Origin of the sequence: Flagellimonas amphidinii, assembly GCF_013090115.1 — a bacterium.
In the GTDB taxonomy this organism is placed as follows: Bacteria; Bacteroidota; Bacteroidia; order Flavobacteriales; family Flavobacteriaceae; genus Flagellimonas; species Flagellimonas amphidinii.
Map to the genome: position 1 here is coordinate 128,607 of NZ_JABFNN010000023.1, position 17,922 is coordinate 146,528.

Annotated in this window: 18 protein-coding genes; 6 read left to right on the forward strand and 12 right to left on the reverse strand. The window is 38.5% G+C overall.

Annotated elements, in window-relative coordinates:
- Window position 1 precedes the first annotated feature (1 nt).
- Both HJC33_RS03270 and HJC33_RS03275 read right to left on the reverse strand, forming a co-directional pair.
- Window positions 2–1,399, reverse strand: coding sequence for a M20/M25/M40 family metallo-hydrolase (locus tag HJC33_RS03270; RefSeq protein WP_171657365.1), 1,398 nt, complete (start codon window positions 1,397–1,399; stop codon window positions 2–4).
- The gene (locus HJC33_RS03275) at window positions 1,396–2,280 is read right to left on the reverse strand and encodes a PPK2 family polyphosphate kinase (RefSeq protein WP_171657366.1); all 885 of its coding nucleotides are present in this window, start codon (window positions 2,278–2,280) and stop codon (window positions 1,396–1,398) included. The genes HJC33_RS03270 and HJC33_RS03275 overlap by 4 nt, the downstream gene beginning before the upstream one ends.
- A 179-nt stretch (window positions 2,281–2,459) precedes the next feature.
- Between HJC33_RS03275 and HJC33_RS03280 the strand changes: the two genes are divergently transcribed.
- Window positions 2,460–3,173, forward strand: coding sequence for a type 1 glutamine amidotransferase family protein (locus HJC33_RS03280; protein WP_171657367.1), 714 nt, complete (start codon window positions 2,460–2,462; stop codon window positions 3,171–3,173).
- A gap of 1 nt (window position 3,174) precedes the next feature.
- Here HJC33_RS03280 and HJC33_RS03285 read toward each other — a convergent pair whose 3' ends face one another.
- The 9 genes from HJC33_RS03285 to mnmC2 form a co-directional block, all read right to left on the reverse strand.
- Window positions 3,175–4,338 carry a sigma-54-dependent transcriptional regulator gene (locus tag HJC33_RS03285; RefSeq protein WP_171657368.1) on the reverse strand — a complete coding sequence of 388 codons (1,164 nt, stop codon included), beginning with the start codon at window positions 4,336–4,338 and terminating at the stop codon, window positions 3,175–3,177.
- A gap of 9 nt (window positions 4,339–4,347) precedes the next feature.
- On the reverse strand, window positions 4,348–5,205 hold the full coding sequence (locus tag HJC33_RS03290; RefSeq protein ID WP_171657369.1) for a DUF6268 family outer membrane beta-barrel protein: 858 nt from the start codon (window positions 5,203–5,205) through the stop codon (window positions 4,348–4,350).
- Between the two features lie 35 nt (window positions 5,206–5,240).
- Window positions 5,241–6,140 carry a mechanosensitive ion channel family protein gene (locus HJC33_RS03295; protein WP_171657370.1) on the reverse strand — a complete coding sequence of 300 codons (900 nt, stop codon included), beginning with the start codon at window positions 6,138–6,140 and terminating at the stop codon, window positions 5,241–5,243.
- A 6-nt stretch (window positions 6,141–6,146) separates the two neighbouring features.
- A complete protein-coding gene (locus HJC33_RS03300; RefSeq protein ID WP_171657371.1) occupies window positions 6,147–7,487 on the reverse strand; it encodes an ABC transporter permease in 1,341 nt (446 codons plus the stop codon).
- On the reverse strand, window positions 7,480–8,418 hold the full coding sequence (locus HJC33_RS03305) for an ABC transporter ATP-binding protein (protein WP_171657372.1): 939 nt from the start codon (window positions 8,416–8,418) through the stop codon (window positions 7,480–7,482). The genes HJC33_RS03300 and HJC33_RS03305 overlap by 8 nt, the downstream gene beginning before the upstream one ends.
- A gap of 184 nt (window positions 8,419–8,602) precedes the next feature.
- Window positions 8,603–9,721, reverse strand: a complete 1,119-nt coding sequence (gene dnaJ, locus HJC33_RS03310) for a molecular chaperone DnaJ (protein ID WP_171657373.1) — start codon at window positions 9,719–9,721, stop codon at window positions 8,603–8,605.
- Between the two features lie 6 nt (window positions 9,722–9,727).
- Entirely contained in the window at window positions 9,728–10,300 is a 573-nt protein-coding gene (locus HJC33_RS03315) for a nucleotide exchange factor GrpE (protein WP_171657374.1), read from the reverse strand.
- Between the two features lie 128 nt (window positions 10,301–10,428).
- Entirely contained in the window at window positions 10,429–11,388 is a 960-nt protein-coding gene (locus HJC33_RS03320; protein ID WP_171657375.1) for a TIGR01777 family oxidoreductase, read from the reverse strand.
- 133 nt (window positions 11,389–11,521) lie between these two features.
- On the reverse strand, window positions 11,522–12,187 hold the full coding sequence (gene mnmC2 / locus HJC33_RS03325) for a tRNA (5-methylaminomethyl-2-thiouridine)(34)-methyltransferase MnmC2 (protein WP_171657376.1): 666 nt from the start codon (window positions 12,185–12,187) through the stop codon (window positions 11,522–11,524).
- Between the two features lie 194 nt (window positions 12,188–12,381).
- Here mnmC2 and HJC33_RS03330 point away from each other — a divergent pair, with 194 nt between their 5' ends.
- A complete protein-coding gene (locus HJC33_RS03330) occupies window positions 12,382–13,449 on the forward strand; it encodes a branched-chain amino acid aminotransferase (RefSeq protein WP_171657377.1) in 1,068 nt (355 codons plus the stop codon).
- Window positions 13,450–13,479: 30 nt separating this feature from the next.
- Here the strand turns inward: HJC33_RS03330 and HJC33_RS03335 are convergent, their stop codons facing one another.
- Window positions 13,480–13,866, reverse strand: a complete 387-nt coding sequence (locus tag HJC33_RS03335) for a pyrophosphohydrolase domain-containing protein (RefSeq protein ID WP_171657378.1) — start codon at window positions 13,864–13,866, stop codon at window positions 13,480–13,482.
- 539 nt (window positions 13,867–14,405) lie between these two features.
- On the opposite strand from HJC33_RS03335, the gene crcB reads away from it, so the two are divergent.
- From crcB to HJC33_RS03355, 4 genes are all read left to right on the forward strand, one after another.
- Window positions 14,406–14,780, forward strand: a complete 375-nt coding sequence (crcB, locus tag HJC33_RS03340; RefSeq protein ID WP_171657379.1) for a fluoride efflux transporter CrcB — start codon at window positions 14,406–14,408, stop codon at window positions 14,778–14,780.
- A 270-nt stretch (window positions 14,781–15,050) separates the two neighbouring features.
- Entirely contained in the window at window positions 15,051–15,389 is a 339-nt protein-coding gene (locus HJC33_RS03345; protein WP_171657380.1) for a P-II family nitrogen regulator, read from the forward strand.
- 26 nt (window positions 15,390–15,415) lie between these two features.
- Window positions 15,416–16,699 (forward strand): ammonium transporter, encoded by a 1,284-nt coding sequence (locus tag HJC33_RS03350; protein ID WP_171657381.1) that lies wholly within the window; start codon window positions 15,416–15,418, stop codon window positions 16,697–16,699.
- Between the two features lie 124 nt (window positions 16,700–16,823).
- Complete coding sequence (locus tag HJC33_RS03355) at window positions 16,824–17,879, forward strand: outer membrane beta-barrel protein (protein WP_171657382.1); 1,056 nt, start codon at window positions 16,824–16,826, stop codon at window positions 17,877–17,879.
- Window positions 17,880–17,922: the final 43 nt, after the last annotated feature.

The window sequence follows — 17,922 nt, forward strand, 5'->3', positions numbered from 1 at the left end:
CCTACCCTTTAATTTTCGTTGATGGAATAGTTCCATATTTGTCTATCAAATAAACCAAACTTGCCATCGTAGCTGCTCCCAGTTCCAGCTCTCTCTTATTTACATGCTCAAACGTATCATTTTCCGCATGGTGGTGATCAAAATAACGCTGTGAATCTGGACGAAGTCCGGCAAGCACCAACCCTTCATCTTTTAGAGGACCAATATCTGCCCCACTATATCCTTCCACGAACATATGAATCAAATAGGGTTCAAATAAAGATGCCCAGCTTTGCACTTGTTTCAAATTTTCATCAGAACAATCAAAGGAAAAGCCTCTCGGAGTAAATCCTCCAGAATCACTTTCCAAGGCGAATACATGTTTTTCGTTTTTGCTTCGGGCCACTTCAGCATATTTGTTTCCTCCACGCAGACCATTTTCCTCATTCATAAAGAGTACAACACGAAGGGTTCTTTTGGGTTTGTAACCAGTTTCTTTTAGCAAACGCAATACGTCCATACTTTGAACACATCCTGCACCATCATCATGGGAACCATCTCCCAAATCCCAAGAATCTAAATGTCCTCCTACAACCATTACTTCGTTGGGATAGGTAGTCCCTCGTATTTCACCAATTACATTATAGGATTCCACATCTGGGTATTGCTTGCAACTTTGTTTAAAGTAGAATTTGATACTAGGATTAAGTTTTAGCGTTGTGCTCAACAACTCTGCACCTTTAGTACTGATAGCAGCAGCAGGAATTCTATTTTCTACAGCGGTATCACCATAGCCCATGGAACCGGTATGAGGATAATCGTCCAATCGTAAGTTCATGGAACGAACAATTACACCAAGAGCACCATATTTACCAGCTTCGGCTGCACCAGAATACCTCTGGTCCACACAACCAGAATATGCGGCAAATGTACTTATTTGGGTAGGGTCCATCGGACGGTTATAGAACACTATTTTGCCTTCAATCTTTTCCCTTCCCAATTTTTCCAAGTCCTCAATACCTTGTACTTCAATTACATTGGCCTTTAGACCACCATCAGGAGTAGCTACTGACCCTCCCAATGCACAAATAGGCACATTGGTGGTCAAGCCCGGCTTGGTTTCTATGTAGGCAAACTCAGGAGTGCCCCTGACCCATTTTGGCACCATAACAGGCTGTAACCACACCCTGTCCAGTCCCAAGGAGTCCAATTGACCTTTGGTGTAATCCACAGCTTGTTGCGCTTGTACCGAACCCGAAAGACGCCCCCCTATTTGATTGGAAAGGTAGTTTAACCAGTCATAGGCTTGGCCATCAGTCAATGCGGTGTCATATATAGCCTTTATTTGTTGTTCATCCTCTGATTGGGAAAAAAATGGTGTACATGCCAATAAACAAGCTAAAAGTAGGACTGTTCTCATTCGGTTGTTTTTTCAAGTTCTTGTTTGAAGGTTTCTAAATTAGCTTTTATTTCTTCATCCAGCTCTGGTTCCTTGATATCTTTGTACTTTTTTAACGCTTCGTACAAAATTGAAGCCACAATGAGCCTTGCTGCCTTTTTATTATCTGCAGGAATTACATACCAAGGTGCATGGTCTTTAGAAGTTTTATCCAAGATTTCTTCATAATAGGCTTCATATTGGGTCCATAACTTTCGCTCTTTTAAATCTCCAGGGGAGAACTTCCAATTTTTTCTTTTTAGACGTATTCTTCGTAAAAGTCTTTGGCGCTGCTCTTCATTGGAAAGGTGCAAATAGAATTTGTACACCAAAGTCCCATTTTCCGCAATATGCTTTTCAAAATTGTTGATTTGCTCAAAGCGCTTTTCCCAGAATGTGTCATCGATATCTGAAACAGCATCGATTCCGGGAATATTCTCCCCCAGAATATACTCTGGGTGCACCCGAGTGACCAGTACATTTTCATAATGTGTTCTATTGAATACGGAAAACTTCCCCCTCTCTGGAAGAGCTATATAATGCCTCCACAAATAATCGTGTTTGAGTTCCAAAGGGGTTGGCACCTTAAAACTATGCACTACTACACCACGAACATTAAAATCTTTGAACACTTCGCGAATTAAACTATCCTTGCCCGAAGTATCCATTCCCTGCAAGCAGACCAGAACTCCATATTTACCATGGGCATATAAGGTATCTTGAAAATTTCCCAAATCTTTGCGGATCTTTTTAAGGGCCTTTTCCAACTCCTTCTCTGACGCCCCAAAATCTTCATAAGTATTTCTTTCTGAAAGCTTTTCACCCTCATTAGCCCTATATGATTGAATATCTATGTTTTCCATGGGATTGAATATAGCTTTTTTTGACCATTCCTTCAACCTTCATGCAAAAGTGTTGTTCGTCGATATTTTTACCATTCATAGGAATTGAACGTATTTTCATCGATTTTTTTCCTTTGTAGGACATTTCTTAAAATAACTTAGAACTCAGCTAATTACGCTTTAGTCCCAAATCAAGCGTCATGAAAACAAGAAAGATTATCCTACTTATAGTCTTTATCTTAGGCATTGTTAGCCTATGGTTAATGTCTTCCTTTACCAATAGGAATGCATGCGAATATGCTGCTTCCAACATCGAATATATTGGAGAACAAATTGATGCTGCGATTATGGCAGACGATTTTGAACAATCAAAATATTTTGCCTACAAAGCACTAAATGGCATTGAAAAAACAAAAGCAAACTTTCTGGATTGTGGCTGTGATGGAGCCATAGCAAATCTTGAAACCACACTCAACGAACTAAAAATGGCCACTCGTGCCTCCTCTTTCCATTCCTCAAAGACCTTTTTACATAATGCCATGGAACACACCATTGTAGCACTTAAAGTACTTAGGGTATTTGAACAAGAATTTTCCAATAGCTACAATAACAATATTTTGGTGATGAACACCAAAGAAGCTATTGAAAACGAGAGTAGAATTATGTTGCCACACGATGGTCACCTGCATCAAAAAGTCCATAATTGCCTATTAGGCTTTCAATCTTCTTTGGATAAAGTGGTTACTGATGTAGCATGCGAAGAAGCAAGGGTATTCATTACAAAAATGTATAATGAGGCCACTTTAACACTTATGGATACTGAACTTTCAGATCACAAAAAAGAGTATCACCAACGTGTTAGGGTGATATGCAAAGATGCACTGGAAAGATTAGGGGATTGTGCCCATAACTAAACTATTTGCTGGCAAATAACTTTACATCTTCCTCAGAAACTTCTTGACCGCCAAGAATAATCAAGCGTTCAACTACATTGCGCAACTCACGGACATTACCTGTCCAATCGTAACCTTGCAACAATTTAATCGCTTTAGTAGAAAATTCCTTTGTTGCCGTACCTTGTTCTGAAGCTATTTTTTTTGAAAAATGGTTTATTAGCTTCGGAATATCATCCCGCCTATCATTTAAAGCCGGAACCTTAATAAGGATAACAGCTAATCTATGATATAAATCTTCCCGGAATTTACCTTCTTCAATTTCTTTCTTAAGATTCTTATTGGTAGCCGCCAATACCCTAACATCCACTTTAATGTCCTTATCAGTTCCCACTCTAGAAATCTTGTTTTCCTGTAGTGCGCGAAGCACCTTGGCCTGTGCAGACAAACTCATATCTCCAATCTCATCCAAAAAAATAGTGCCTTTATTGGCCGCTTCAAATTTTCCGGCTCTATCTTTCACTGCCGATGTAAATGCACCTTTAACGTGTCCAAAAAGTTCACTCTCTATCAATTCTGATGGTATGGCGGCACAATTGACCTCGATAAAAGGAGCAGAGGATCTTGGGCTTTTTTGATGCAACCAATGGGCCACAAGTTCCTTACCGGTTCCATTAGGTCCAGTAATAAGAACTCTGGCATCTGTAGGGGCTACTTTTTCAATCATTTCTTTTATGGCTTCAATCTCGTTACTGTCCCCAATCATCTCGTAGTTTTTGGAAACTTTCTTTTTCAAGATTTTATTCTCAACCACCAACTCTTTTCTATCCAAAGCATTTCTGACCGTAGTAAGTAAACGGTTTAAATCTGGTGGTTTGGAAATATAGTCAAACGCTCCTAGGCGCATGGTATTTACCGCTGTGTCCAAATCCCCATGACCTGAGATCATGATAAAAGGTATCTCTGGTTTTATCTTTTTGGTAGCTTCCAGCACTTCAACACCGTCCATTTTTGGCATTTTGATATCGCACAGAACCAAATCAAAATCCTCTTTTTTAATAGCTTCAATTCCCTTTAGCCCATCTTCAGCCTCTTGCACCTGATACCCTTCATTTTCTTCACTCAAGATTTTCAACAAAACCCTTCTAATGGCAGATTCGTCCTCTATTACCAATATTTTTGACATATTTTCTTTTTAAAAGATTCCTATTTTGAAGCCAGTTCTAATATAAAGATTTGACTCGTCATTCAATAAAAAAACATCCTCCTTATTATCATTTCGAAGCTTTCCTTCCTGTTCAAAAGATCTTCCTGCAAGGGCAAAAACCGACATACGCTTGGAAATCTTGTATTGATATCCCACTGCCCCCACCAATGCGGAGAGCGATATCTTTGAACCTAGTTGGTCATCTGGCAAAACAATATTGTTTTGAACATTTATAAAGTATCCATCCAATAACAATGCCATTTCCAACGAATGTTTCTTACCCATATGATATTTAAAGTTGGAACGCGGGATTCCCAAGGTATACGACCAATTGGGATGAAACTTTCTATAATAGCTAATTACGGGTAAGGGTATGGGCAATCCCGTGGTACTGTTATAGGAAAGCCCCAAAACTATTCGGAATGGCTTTTCCACATTGGGCTTTTCTTTCCAAAATGTGGCTGTGGCATTTAAAAAAAAGTCATCAGTAATGGTTCCGCTAACAAAGTTAGAGGCCACCCTTGGTGTTAATATGGCCAAAAAATTCCAATTTTCATTCCATTTGGTAATGAACCCCAAATTCAAATCTGCCACATGAAAACGAATCAATTCGCTCTTATCAAAAGGAAACTCTTGGGAATATCCAATATCAAACCTATTGTACTCAGCTCCAGTTATCAGATAATCTTTCTTTGCATTCAGTTTGATGGGTAGGTTGAACAACATTTTATACCGCTGTGTTTTGATACCAGTATCATTTTCTGGAATATTGAGGTATTCGAACCTAAAAATATCGGTACTTTGTGCAACAACTTGATGACAACACAAAAGTGCCAAAGATGCCATTACTCCCCAAACAATAGTATGGTATGCTACAGTTCTTATTGTTCCTGAGGTTTTTGCTGCTGAAATATATGCACGTCCCTTTGGGGGAACGGAATGGTCACATTGTTCTCTTTGAACTTTTTATTGATTTGATAGCGGATATCACTTTTTATCCTTGGATCCGTAAAACTATCATTGGTAAAAAAATGGAGTGAGAACAAAAGCGCTGAATCCCCAAAGTCATCAAAAAGCACAAATGGTTTTGGATTTTTAAGTACTTTCTTCTGTTGTGCGGCCACTTCTTCCAAAATACTTGTCACCAAATCAACATCACTCCCATAAGCCACTCCCACACTTACTTTTTCGCGAGTGGTTTTGTGGTTTTGGGTATAATTGAACATAGTATCACTAATGAACTTATGATTTGGGATAATAACCACCTTGTCATCTCGGGTAATAGCACGGGTAGTTCTTAGTTTAATTTCAAAAACCTTGCCCACTTTCCCATCTACATCAACAATGTCACCTACTTGTAATGATTTGTCTATGATGATGAAAATACCCCCAAGAATGTCCTTGAAAAGTTCTTGCAACGCAAGTCCCAAGCCAACAAAAAGAGCAGCTGAAGCAGTGATTATAAGGGTAATATCAATCCCTGCCGCACTTAAGGTCACCAATACAACTATCAGATAAATAACATAGTTGATGAACTTAAAAATACTGGTGAATTTTTGTTTGTCCTCGTGCTCCATTTTGCGGGTCAACAAACGACGGAGCCATTTCATGACGAATTTTGTCACTATAAAGGCAATAGTTACTAAAAGTAATAACCCAACCGTAAGATGTATGGATTTTTCTCCTTCGCCCAAATGGATTCCATAGTTTAAAAACTCTTTTATGGAACCCCAAATATCTTCTTGAATAATTTCTTTTATTTCAGTGCCTTGTTCCTGCATCTGGCCTTAATATTTTAACCATTTGAACAATTCCTTGTACGTGGGTCTTTTTCCATACATCAAAATCCCAACTCTATAAATTTTTGCTGCCAGAGTTACAATGGCCAAAAAAGTACCTATCAATAATGCAATGGACAACAACAACTGCCATAAAGGTACGCCTCCTTCCCCAATACCGCCTGGCAAACGCATCAACATAACTATGGGTGATGTCAGTGGAAACAACGAAAATCCTACTGCAATGGGACCATGAGGGTTACTGAAAACGGAAAAGAACCCCACGTAAATGGCCAACATCAATGGCAGAATTATAGGAAAAATAAACTGCTGCGTATCGGTTTCGTTATCCACTGCAGCACCAATGGCCGCATAAATAGAACTGTAAATTAAATACCCTAGTATAAAATAAATTAAAAAAGATCCTATCAAGAGTGCCCAGGGTATATTCAGCAGTTCTCTGGCGTAGAGCATCATTTCATCATTCATGGGCGGTGTAAGTTGAGAAACTGTATTGATTCCACCCGGCGCCATTGACGTTTCTCCTGCCAAAGCAGCTAAATCAATATCCAAAAACAATACCACTAGGAACAACAGCAATGATGCCGAGATAATCCAAATTGTAAACTGGGTAATCCCTGCCAGAGACGTCCCGATTATTTTGCCCAGCATCAATTGAAAAGGCTTAACCGAAGAAATGATCACTTCTATTATTCGACTTGTTTTTTCCTCAATGACACTGCGCATTACAAATCCGCCGTAAATGATAATGAACATCATAATGGCATAACCAAATCCGCCACCTATAAATGCTTTGATCTCATTGATTCCCTTTATACTCTTTTCACCATCAAAAGTGGCCAAATTTATCTCAAAAGGTTTTTCTATAGCTGAAAACTGTTTTGGTGATACTCCTAACCTTTCCAATCGGTTTTGGCGCAATTGTTTCTGAAAAATGTCCTCTAAAAGTTGAGTGGTCGTAGTATTGGGATTGTCCTTGGCATATAAAAAAGAGTTGCGGGCCACCGCTTCTTCATCAGTTCCTTTGGGAAGATGCAATAACCCATAATACCCTAAAGAGCTTGTAGAATCCTTGGCTTCTTGCAAGGTAAGGTCATCAAAATTTACATAGGAAATGTTCTCAGAAGTAACAAAATCACCATGAAAAAAACTACTCTCATTAAGAATAGAAACTACCCTTTTTTCATTATCGTTTATTTTGGTCAGGTAAGCTATGAGTACAATCATGCCCACAATGAGCAATGGGCTCAATATCGTCATTATAATGAATGACTTGTTCCTCACTTTTGCCAAATATTCTCTTCGTATGATCAATGGCAATTTACCCATGATTGTCTTTTTTATTTACGGTTTGGATAAATATGTCATTGGCAGAAGGTATGGTCTCTTCAAACCTATTGATGTTAGCTTTTCCAGACAAAATTGCCAACACTTCTGAAGTCTGGCTTGAAGGTAACTGCAATGTCAAATCCAGCTGTTTTTCTCCTTTTTCGTAATTGGAAGAAAGGATACTGAACTTATCTTTCAGTTCAGCTAAAAAAGCTTCTGTATCTTCCTCCAATTGCAGACCAACATTATAAATATTGTTCTTGTAAGCTTTCTTGATATCGGATAGTTTACCATCCAAAATTTTCTCTGATTTATGGATTAGGGCTATATACTCACACAATTCTTCCACAGACTCCATCCGATGTGTAGAGAATATAATGGACGTTCCCTTTTCCTTGAGTTGCAGGATTTCATCTTTGATGATGTTTGCATTTATGGGGTCGAAACCACTAAAAGGCTCGTCAAAAATCAGCAATTTGGGTTCATGCAACACCGTGACTATAAACTGTATCTTTTGAGCCATTCCTTTAGAAAGCTCTTGGATTTTTTTGTTCCACCAATCTCCTATTTCCAAACGATCAAACCAATATTTGAGTCTTTTCTTGGCCTCTGCCTTTGAAAGTCCTTTGAGCTGAGCCAGATAAAGTGCCTGTTCACCTACCTTCATACTCTTATAAAGTCCACGCTCCTCTGGCAAATAACCTATTTGTGCTATATGATGAGGCGCAAGGGGTTCTCCGTTGAACAAAACCTCTCCTTCATCTTGATAGGTAATTTGGTTGATAATCCGAATAAAGGAGGTCTTTCCTGCTCCGTTGGGACCAAGGAGGCCATATATGCAATTGTTGGGTATTTCCAATGAAATGTTGCTCAGCGCAGTATAGTCTCCATAAGCTTTGGAAACATTATTGGCAACAAGGATATGATCCATTTAATCTATTTTTTCAAAGATATGTATTTGCCCTATAACGCTCATATATCCATAAAAACAAAACCCACCCTTAAAAAATTCAAGGATGGGAAAAAAATTGCTATGAAAAAGAAAATTAGATATTGGTTACCCAACATCAGTTCCAAATATACGTTTTTTATTTAAACAGAAAGTCTTTTTATGCTTAGGAAAACATATCCTTTACCTTTTCAAAAAAGGACTTATCTGATTTTTCGGGCTTTGGAATAAAATTTTCATCTGTCTGCATGCGTTCAAAAAATTCTTTCTGCTCCCTGCTCAAGGTTTTTGGGGTCCATACGTTCACGTGAACCAGTAAATCACCGCTACCATAGCCATTTAAACTTGAGATTCCTTTACCTCTCAATCTCAAGATTTTCCCAGATTGAATTCCAGGCTCCAATTTAATACGAACCTTACCTCCAACTGCATCTATTTCTTTGGAACTACCCAAAACCGCTTCTGAAATACTTATATAAAGGTCATAATGCAGATTGTCACCTTCTCTTTTCAGGGTTTCATGTTCAACAGTCTCTATAGCCACCAACAAATCACCTGCTATTCCGTTGCCAGGTGCTGCATTTCCTTTTCCAGAAACTTTCAATTGCATTCCATCCTCCACTCCTGGCGGAATCTTTATAGAAACTGTTTCTTCTTGTACTATAAACCCTTGAGCATCCGCCCCAGAAGGTTTTTTATCTATTGTTTGACCTGAGCCTCCACAAGTGGTACAGGTAGTAGCCGTTTGCATTCTACCTAAAATAGTGTTGGTAATTTTGGTGATTTGACCTGTACCGTTACAAGTTGGACAGGTTTTATACGTAACACCATCAGCCTGAATCTTTCTTCTGACCTTTACCTTCTTTTCAACCCCATTGGCAATCTCCTCCAAGGTAAGTTTTACTCTAATACGGAGATTACTTCCTTTGACACGTCGCTGACCACCACCGCCAAATCCACCAAAACCGCTAAATCCGCCACCGAAAGCACTTCCAAAGATATCTCCAAACTGGCTGAAGATATCATCCATGTTCATACCTCCACCGCCAAATCCGGCACCGCCTTCAAAGGCTGCATGACCAAATTGATCGTATTTGGCACGTTTATCTGGGTCGCTCAATATTTCATAGGCTTCAGCAGCCTTTTTAAACATTTCCTCTGCTTTGGCATCACCTGGATTTTTATCCGGGTGGTATTCAATGGCCTTTTTTCTATAGGCCTTTTTGATTTCTGCAGCGGATGCCCCCTTGGAAACGCCCAATATTTCGTAATAATCCTCCTTCATATAGACTTAGTTGCCTACGACCACCTTAGGGTGTCGTATAATGCGATCTCCAAGTTTGAATCCCTTCTCGACCACATCTATGATTTTTCCTTTCATTTTTTTGTCTGGAGCAGGAATTTGGGTAATGGCGTCATGCACTTCTGCATCAAATACGTCTCCTTCCCCTACCTCTATCTGTTCCAGTCCTTTGTTCTTCAAAGTTTCCTTGAACTTATTATTGATGAGCTCTACTCCCTTGAACATTTCTTTATCTTCTGATTTGGAAAGCTCTTTCAGGGCTCTATCAAAATCATCCAATACAGGCAACAAAGCAACCATTACTTCTTGACCTGCAGTCTTGAAGAGTTCCATTCGTTCTTTAGAAGTTCTTTTCTTGAAATTTTCAAACTCCGCAAAAAGACGTAAAAACTTGTCCTTTTCCTTGGCCAAATCCTCACGCAATTGGTCTTCTTCAGAAACTTTTTCTCCTAAAGCATCGGTTCCATTACCTTCCGTTTCATCGCTCATTTCAGGATTTTCATTAGCAGAAACATCTTTTAGCTCCTCTTCCATTTCCTCAACCTTACTTTTCTTGCTCATAAACGTTTATTTAATTTCTTTTTTGAAGTGGCAAAAGTACTGCCATTTGTCTAAAAATGTCAAAATGTCACAGTAAAACATAAAAAATCCGCTTTCAGCAGATATTATTTTTCTAAAAAGGAAAGAAATTAAACCAATTCGTTCTTTAGGGGTGCTTTTGAGAATTCACCATTCTCCCTTTTGGAATAGAGGTTTTCCAACGCCAAACCTATATTGGGGTAAAGGAAATTAAATCCTTTCTTTTCAATTTTTTTACTGCTCACCCTTTGACTGGCAAATAGCAAATATGACATTTCACCCAGTATTGCGCTTAAAATGAACTTGGGCACATTCGGCAATAAAATAGGTCGATTGAGAACCTTGCCCAATTGCCTGGTAAGTTTTGCATTGGTGACTGGGTTAGGAGAAACCCCGTTGAATGTTCCTTTGAGCCTATTCATAAGAATATAGACAAATAATTGGGCCAAATCTTCAATATGTATCCAAGATTGCCATTGCTTTCCTGAACCCAAAGGCGCTCCAACAAAGTTTTTTACGGGTTTGGCTATTTTGGGCAGTGCACCTCCTTCAGCAGATAATACAATTCCTATCCTTACTTTTGCAACTAGAAGGTTAAAATCTTTAAAAGTATCTATGCTATTTTCCCATTTTTTGACCACTTCCCCAATAAAACTATCGTCTACAGATTTTTCACTTTCCTCATAATAATGGGTTTGTGAATTTGGGTAAATCCCAATAGCGGAAGCGGATATAAATGAAGATACTTGAGAAGAATCAATCTTTCGAAGCCCATTGTAAAGGGTTGTTAAACTATTGATTCGACTATTCAACACATTTTGCTTATAGTCATCTGTCCAACGTTTGGCAATTGGAGAACCGGCCAAGTTTATTACAGCCCCCACGTTGGCAAAACACTCCAAATCAATTTCATTTTCGGCTGGATTCCAGTAAAAACCTTGAAAATCTTCGCCGGAAACAATCTTTTCCTTGTTGGTGGTCAAATAGTTGACAGAAATTCCCCTCTCATGCAGAATTTTGGTAATAGCCTTGCCCACTAAACCAGTAGCTCCTGTTATCAACACCTTCATACAATCATTTTTATCCAAATTTAGCGGTTTAAGTCCCTGTTTTTGAGACGTTAATTTAGGTTTAACACAAATGTTTAAAGTTTAATCTTTTTTATGTTAATGTAATGTGCCAAGTTAACAGTTCCTTTGTAAATCATTCCATTTTGGTGGCTCTAAGCATTTCTCGCTTCCCCGGAGGCCCTGGCAGTCTTTCCACAGTAAACCCTACCGACTGTAGCGCCCTACGAACACTGCCTTTCGCAGAATATGTCACCAAAACGCCTTCGCTCTTGAGCGCCAGATACATTTTTGAAAAAATTTCCTCCGTCCATAATTCAGGTTGCACTCGAGCCCCAAAAGCATCAAAATAAATAAGGTTGAACAAATTCTCATCACAAATTTCCTTGAAATCTTTCTTTTGTTTAATCAATGTAAAGTTTTCAGAAATAGGGATTTCTTTCTCCCAAGGTGAAATATGCATCAATTCCTCAATACTTTTGCAATCCTTCAATCCCAATTGCGAACAATAATCCAATTCATGCATTTCCGATATGGAAACAGGATAAGCCTCTACCCCAACATAGTTGACCGTCAATCCCAATTTTTCCGATTCTTTTACTGTTATAAGTGCATTAAGTCCTGTACCAAAACCTATTTCCAACAAGTTGACATGTGTATTTGTAAACTGCTTTAAGCCATGTTCAATAAAGACATGATAAGCTTCTTGCACAGCACCGTGTTTGGAATGATATTGCTCATTCCACCCCTCCAATTGTATCGTTTTGGAGCCATCTGCCGTGGTGATAATCTTTCTTTTCAAATTATTGACAATTTTTCTTTTGAGAATTAGCCATAGAAACCATTTATTCGTTGTAGTTGAGGCATCAAAACTGTTAAATCACTTCAAGAATATGAAAATTCTAAAATTTCAATACAAAACTGTATAATTTTAGTTTAAAAGTATGCGGTGCTCTGGCTTATTGTGTACTTTTATTTGTTCAAATTCTTTTAAAAATGGAAACAGTGGCGAATACTTTGGTCGTTGAGAAAGCAAAAACTTCCAAAATCCATGAAGTGGATTTTGACAATCTTGCATTTGGAAGCACTTATACGGACCATATGTTGGTCTGTGATTATGCCGATGGGGAATGGAAAGCTCCAAAAATTATTCCATATCAACCTATTAGTCTAGATCCTTCTGCCAAGATATTCCATTATGGTCAGTCTGTGTTTGAAGGAATGAAGGCTTACAAGGATGAGAATGGCGGAGTTTGGCTTTTTAGACCCTTGGAAAACTTCAAAAGATTGAATAAATCATCCAAAAGATTGGCAATCCCCGAACTTCCTGAAGCAGTTTTCATGGAAGGGCTAACGGCCTTGCTACAATTGGAAAAAGATTGGGTTCCTCAAAATCCAGGGAGTTCCTTATACATACGTCCTTTTATTTTTGCTTCTGGTAATGGATTCCATGCTTCACCAGCAGATGAATACAAATTTATAATCGCCTGCGCACCCTCTGGAGCTTATTTTTCCGGAAAAGTCAAAGTGCTGATTGAGGAAACGTATTCTCGAGCGGCCAATGGGGGTGTTGGATATGCAAAAGCCGGCGGAAACTATGCTGGACAATTCTACCCTACCCAACTGGCTGTAGAAAAAGGGTATCAACAGGTTATCTGGACAGATGACAACACCCATGAATTTATTGAAGAAGCTGGCGCCATGAACGTCTTTGTTAGAATCAATGACACTTTGATCACAGCTCCTACCAATGATCGCATTCTTGATGGAATTACTAGAAAAAGCATATTGGACATTGCCAAAGATCAAGGAATAGCTACTGAGGTTCGCAAGGTATCAGTGCATGAAGTGGTTGAAGCTGCTAAAAACGACAGCCTCAAGGAAATGTTTGGAGCCGGTACTGCTGCAGTGGTTTCTCCAATAGCTGGTTTTGGTTATAATGGTACAGATTATGATCTTCCAGAACTCGAGAACAGCTATGCATCATTGTTAAAACAAACAATTACAGATATTCAATATAACCGAGCCGAAGATAAATTCGGGTGGCGTTTTAAAGTAATCTAAAAATAAAAAAAGCACCTAAAGGTGCTTTTTTTATTTGTCCATAATCGATTTTATATTGGGCTTAAAGTAATTTGGTCCTTTGAGCACTTTACCATCCTCACGATATATTGGCTTTCCATCTGCTCCAAGTTTACTCATATTACTTCGTTGAATTTCTTCAAAAACTTCTTCGATTTTATATTGCATTCCATGCTCCAAGATGGTTCCGCAAAGAATATAGAGCATGTCACCTAGAGCATCTACCACCTCTACAAGATCACCATTGTTGGCAGCTTCCAAGTACTCCTTATTCTCCTCATCCATAAGATTGAAGCGCAATAAGTTCTTGCCCTTTCCCAAATCTGCTTTGGGTTCTTGTAAAACTCCCAGTCCAAAAGAATTGTGGAATAGTTCCACGGCTTTTATTTTGCTTTTCATTGCACTTATTTTGATTTAGTTTTGCTAAAAATATAAAATATGTTCAGCACCGGACAGTTAATTTTTGCCGCTCTTTTTTTTGTGATTTTTGTGCTTATTATAGCAATGTCTTATAAAAAGGATAAAAAAATGCATACAAAAAACTACAAAGGGGTAAAATGGATTATGGTTTCTTTTGTCTCCTTCATAATAATTCTATTTATTATTAAATACTTTCTCAAAAATTAACATCAGTTTTGACTACACCACAAAAATTGATGTTTTTACAACTTTAAGTCGAATAGAATTCGTATCGCATAGGAAAAGACGTACTTTTGTTTAACATTAGTTTAGCAAATACAATATGGTGACTTTTTTTGGAATCCTTATCGGCTTACTAGCAATCAATATCATACTTCTTATTTTTAGTGTGAATGGTGCAAATGAGCAATTTGGAAAATCAATTCAAAAAATTTCGGAGACTACCATTACCAGATTGTTCCCCAATGAGTCTTCCGAAACTAAATACAAGAAAGCTGTTTAGTTTGTACCTTTAGGGTATGAAGCAGGTTTTTCTTGTCTTTCTAGGAGGTGGATTGGGTAGCGTACTTCGCTACATAATTTCCAGACCTACCAACCTTTTATTCCACAATTTTTATCTGGGTACTTTTATTGTCAATATTGTTGGATGCCTATTAATAGGTCTTATTTTGGGTATTTCAGAAAAGAACCAATTACTTTCACTTAACACGACATTATTCTTGGCCACCGGATTCTGTGGTGGGTTCACTACCTTTTCCACATTTGCTTTTGAAAAACATACCTTTTTAAAAAACGGAGAGCTTCTTAGTTTTCTTTTCTACACGGTAAGCAGTATAGTGGTGGGTATTTTGGCCGTGGCGCTGGGCATCTGGCTCTCAAAATTAGGAGATTAGTTATATTATTCATTTTTTTTGTTATTTTTTGTTAATCTCTGAACATATTTCATAAAAAAATCCTCTTTTCAATAAAAAAACTCACTTATTAGACCCTTATGTTATCAAATAATCATTAAATGATTAAAAAATATTACTTCAAAATGGAATACCCCTAAAAATTTAGGGGTATTTTTTTTATACTCATAAAAATCTACTCAATACCCTATCGATTTACAAGGTCTTATTCGATTTAACATATATTTGAACGATTCAATTAACTACTTAATTATGAAAAAAGTCGAGGCAATTATTAGAAAATCCAAATTTGATGAGGTGAAAAAAGCACTTCATGAAATTGAGGTCAACTTCTTTAGTTACTGGGATGTAACGGGAGTTGGAAATGAAAAACGAGGACACGTATATCGAGGTATTTCCTATAGTACTTCCGATATACAAAGAAGGTATTTGGTTATCGTAGTATCAGATGACTTCCTTGAGCGCACCGTGAACACACTCTTGGACGCGGCAGTAACTGGAAATGTTGGAGATGGTAAAATATTCGTTTCCGATGTTATTGAAGCGTATAGAATCAGAACCAAGGAAAGCGGCAGCGCTGGAGTCAACTAAATGTACAACCAATTAACTCAAAGATTATGATTTTAGAAACACAAGAAACGATAGAAACAGCAGTAGAGGCCATCAATGCTGATATGGGTGCCCTTTGGATTACCCTTGCAGCTATTTTGGTATTCTTTATGCAAGCAGGGTTCACTCTATTGGAAATAGGGTTCACTCGCAGTAAGAACTCTGGTAATATTATTATGAAAAACGTAATGGACCTTGCCATAGGTTCCATCATGTTTTGGGCAGTTGGCTACGCTATTATGTATGGTAGCGATGTAATAGGTGGTGGATTCTTTAGATCCAGCCCTTCTGATCAAGGATATTTCTTCTTTAGTGCATCAGATTGGTACAACCTATTCTTCCAAACAGTATTCTGTGCAACAGCTGCAACCATTGTATCTGGAGCAATTGCTGGAAGAACTAAATTCTCAACCTATTTGATTTTCTCAGCTATCCTTACCACCCTTATTTATCCTATCTCCGGTAGCTGGTACTGGCCATTTGATGATGATGCTTGGCTAAATGTTGCTGGTTTTGTTGATTTTGCAGGTTCTTCAGTAGTACATGCCGTAGGTGGAGCTGCTGCTTTGGTAGCTGCCATTTTGGTAGGTCCAAGAATTGGAAAATATGTTGATGGCAAGGCCAAGGTAATTCCAGGTCACAACATGGCTTTTGGAGCACTTGGCGTATTTATCCTTTGGTTGGGGTGGTTCGGTTTCAACGGAGGGTCTCAATTGGCTTGGGGTGGCGATGATACCATTGCCGCTGGCAGTGTAATTATCAATACCAATATTGCCGCAGCAATCGGTGCAGTAGCTGCATTGTTCTTTACTTGGATAAAATATGGAAAGGCTGATATTTCCATGACTCTTAATGGTGCACTTGCAGGTTTGGTAGGAATTACAGCTGGCTGTGGTGCTGTTAACACTTGGGGAGCATTATTCATTGGCCTTATCTGTGGTATAGTAGTAGTACTTTCCATTGAATTTATAGACAAAAAACTTAAAATTGACGACCCTGTAGGTGCAATTTCAGTACACGGTGTGTGCGGTTTCCTAGGAACTGTTTTGATTGGACTATTTGCTTTGGATGGTGGTCTTTTCTACGGTGGAGATGCCAGCCTACTCTGGGTACAAACTTATGGCTCCCTTGCTTATATTCTTTGGGCTGCTGTTGCTTCCTTCATCGTTCTTTTCATCTTGAAGAAAACCATTGGATTAAGGGTTTCTGAAAAAGAAGAGTTGGATGGCTTGGATATGCATGAGCATGGAATGGAAGCTTACCCTGAGCACATTTCATCCCAAAATAACTAACAACTGAAAAAGGAAACGGAGCGTTCTGCCAAACGCTCCGTTGAATAACCTTTTCAAAAATTAAAACTCAAATAAATTCGAATAAACGCCCCTTGTTTATTGGGGCACCTAAACTATCAAGATTATGAAAACGATTATAAATACAAAGTACGTAAAAAATTTAGCTTTTGCCGCCTTGGCTTTAATAGCAACAAGTGCTTTTGCACAGGAAGAGGAGGAAGAAAAACCAAAATTTGAATTTAGTGGTACTGTTGATGCATATTACAGAACCAACCTTACTGCACCCAATGGAGAAGATGCAATAGCCCCCGGATCTTCTTTTGCAAATCTTGATGGATTTGCCTTGGGTATGGCCAATGTTATTGCTGCTTACGAAGGTGATAAAGTAGGTTTCGTTGCCGACCTTGTATTTGGTCCAAGAGGTACCGATGCAATTTTCGCCTCTCCGATGTATTCAGCCACTGGTGACATTGTTAACCAATTGTATGTATACTGGAATGTAAGTGATGATGTTACTTTGACTTTTGGTAACTTCAACACATTTCTAGGGTACGAGGTAATTTCACCTGCCGCCAACTTTAACTACAGTACTTCTTACCTATTCTCCTATGGCCCGTTCAGCCATACTGGTCTTAAAGCGGACTTTGACTTAGGTAACGATTGGAGTGCTATGTTGGCAGTTATGAATCCAACTGATTTGACTGAATTGAATGGCACTGGAGATTATGCTGTAGGTGCTCAGTTGGGTTACTCAGGTCAATTCTTGAACTTCTTGTACAGTCAAGGTGGTTTTGAAGTTGACTTCACGGGAGGGTTTGATCTTTCCGAAGATTTTTTCTTAGGAATCAATGCAGCCCACTTTAGCCAAGAAGATGATGGTGGTAGCTTTACAGGTGTTGCGCTTTACCCACAGTTGGCAACTTCAGATAACTTTACCATTGGTTTAAGAGGTGAATATTTCATGGAAACTGATTTCTTCGGCGCAATTGGAGCTTCAGATGTTGATGGTGATTCAAGTGTTCTTGCAGTAACATTGACTGGTAGCGCAACCATTGGGGACTTGATTCTTAAGCCGGAAATTAGATTGGATAGTGCTTCTGAAGATGCTTTTATCGATAATGACATGGAGGCCACTGGAAGTTTAGCATCTGTACTTTTTGCAGCTATCTATTCTTTCTAGAACCAAGAAACTTAATTTAATGCTAATAGAAAGCCTTTTTCCA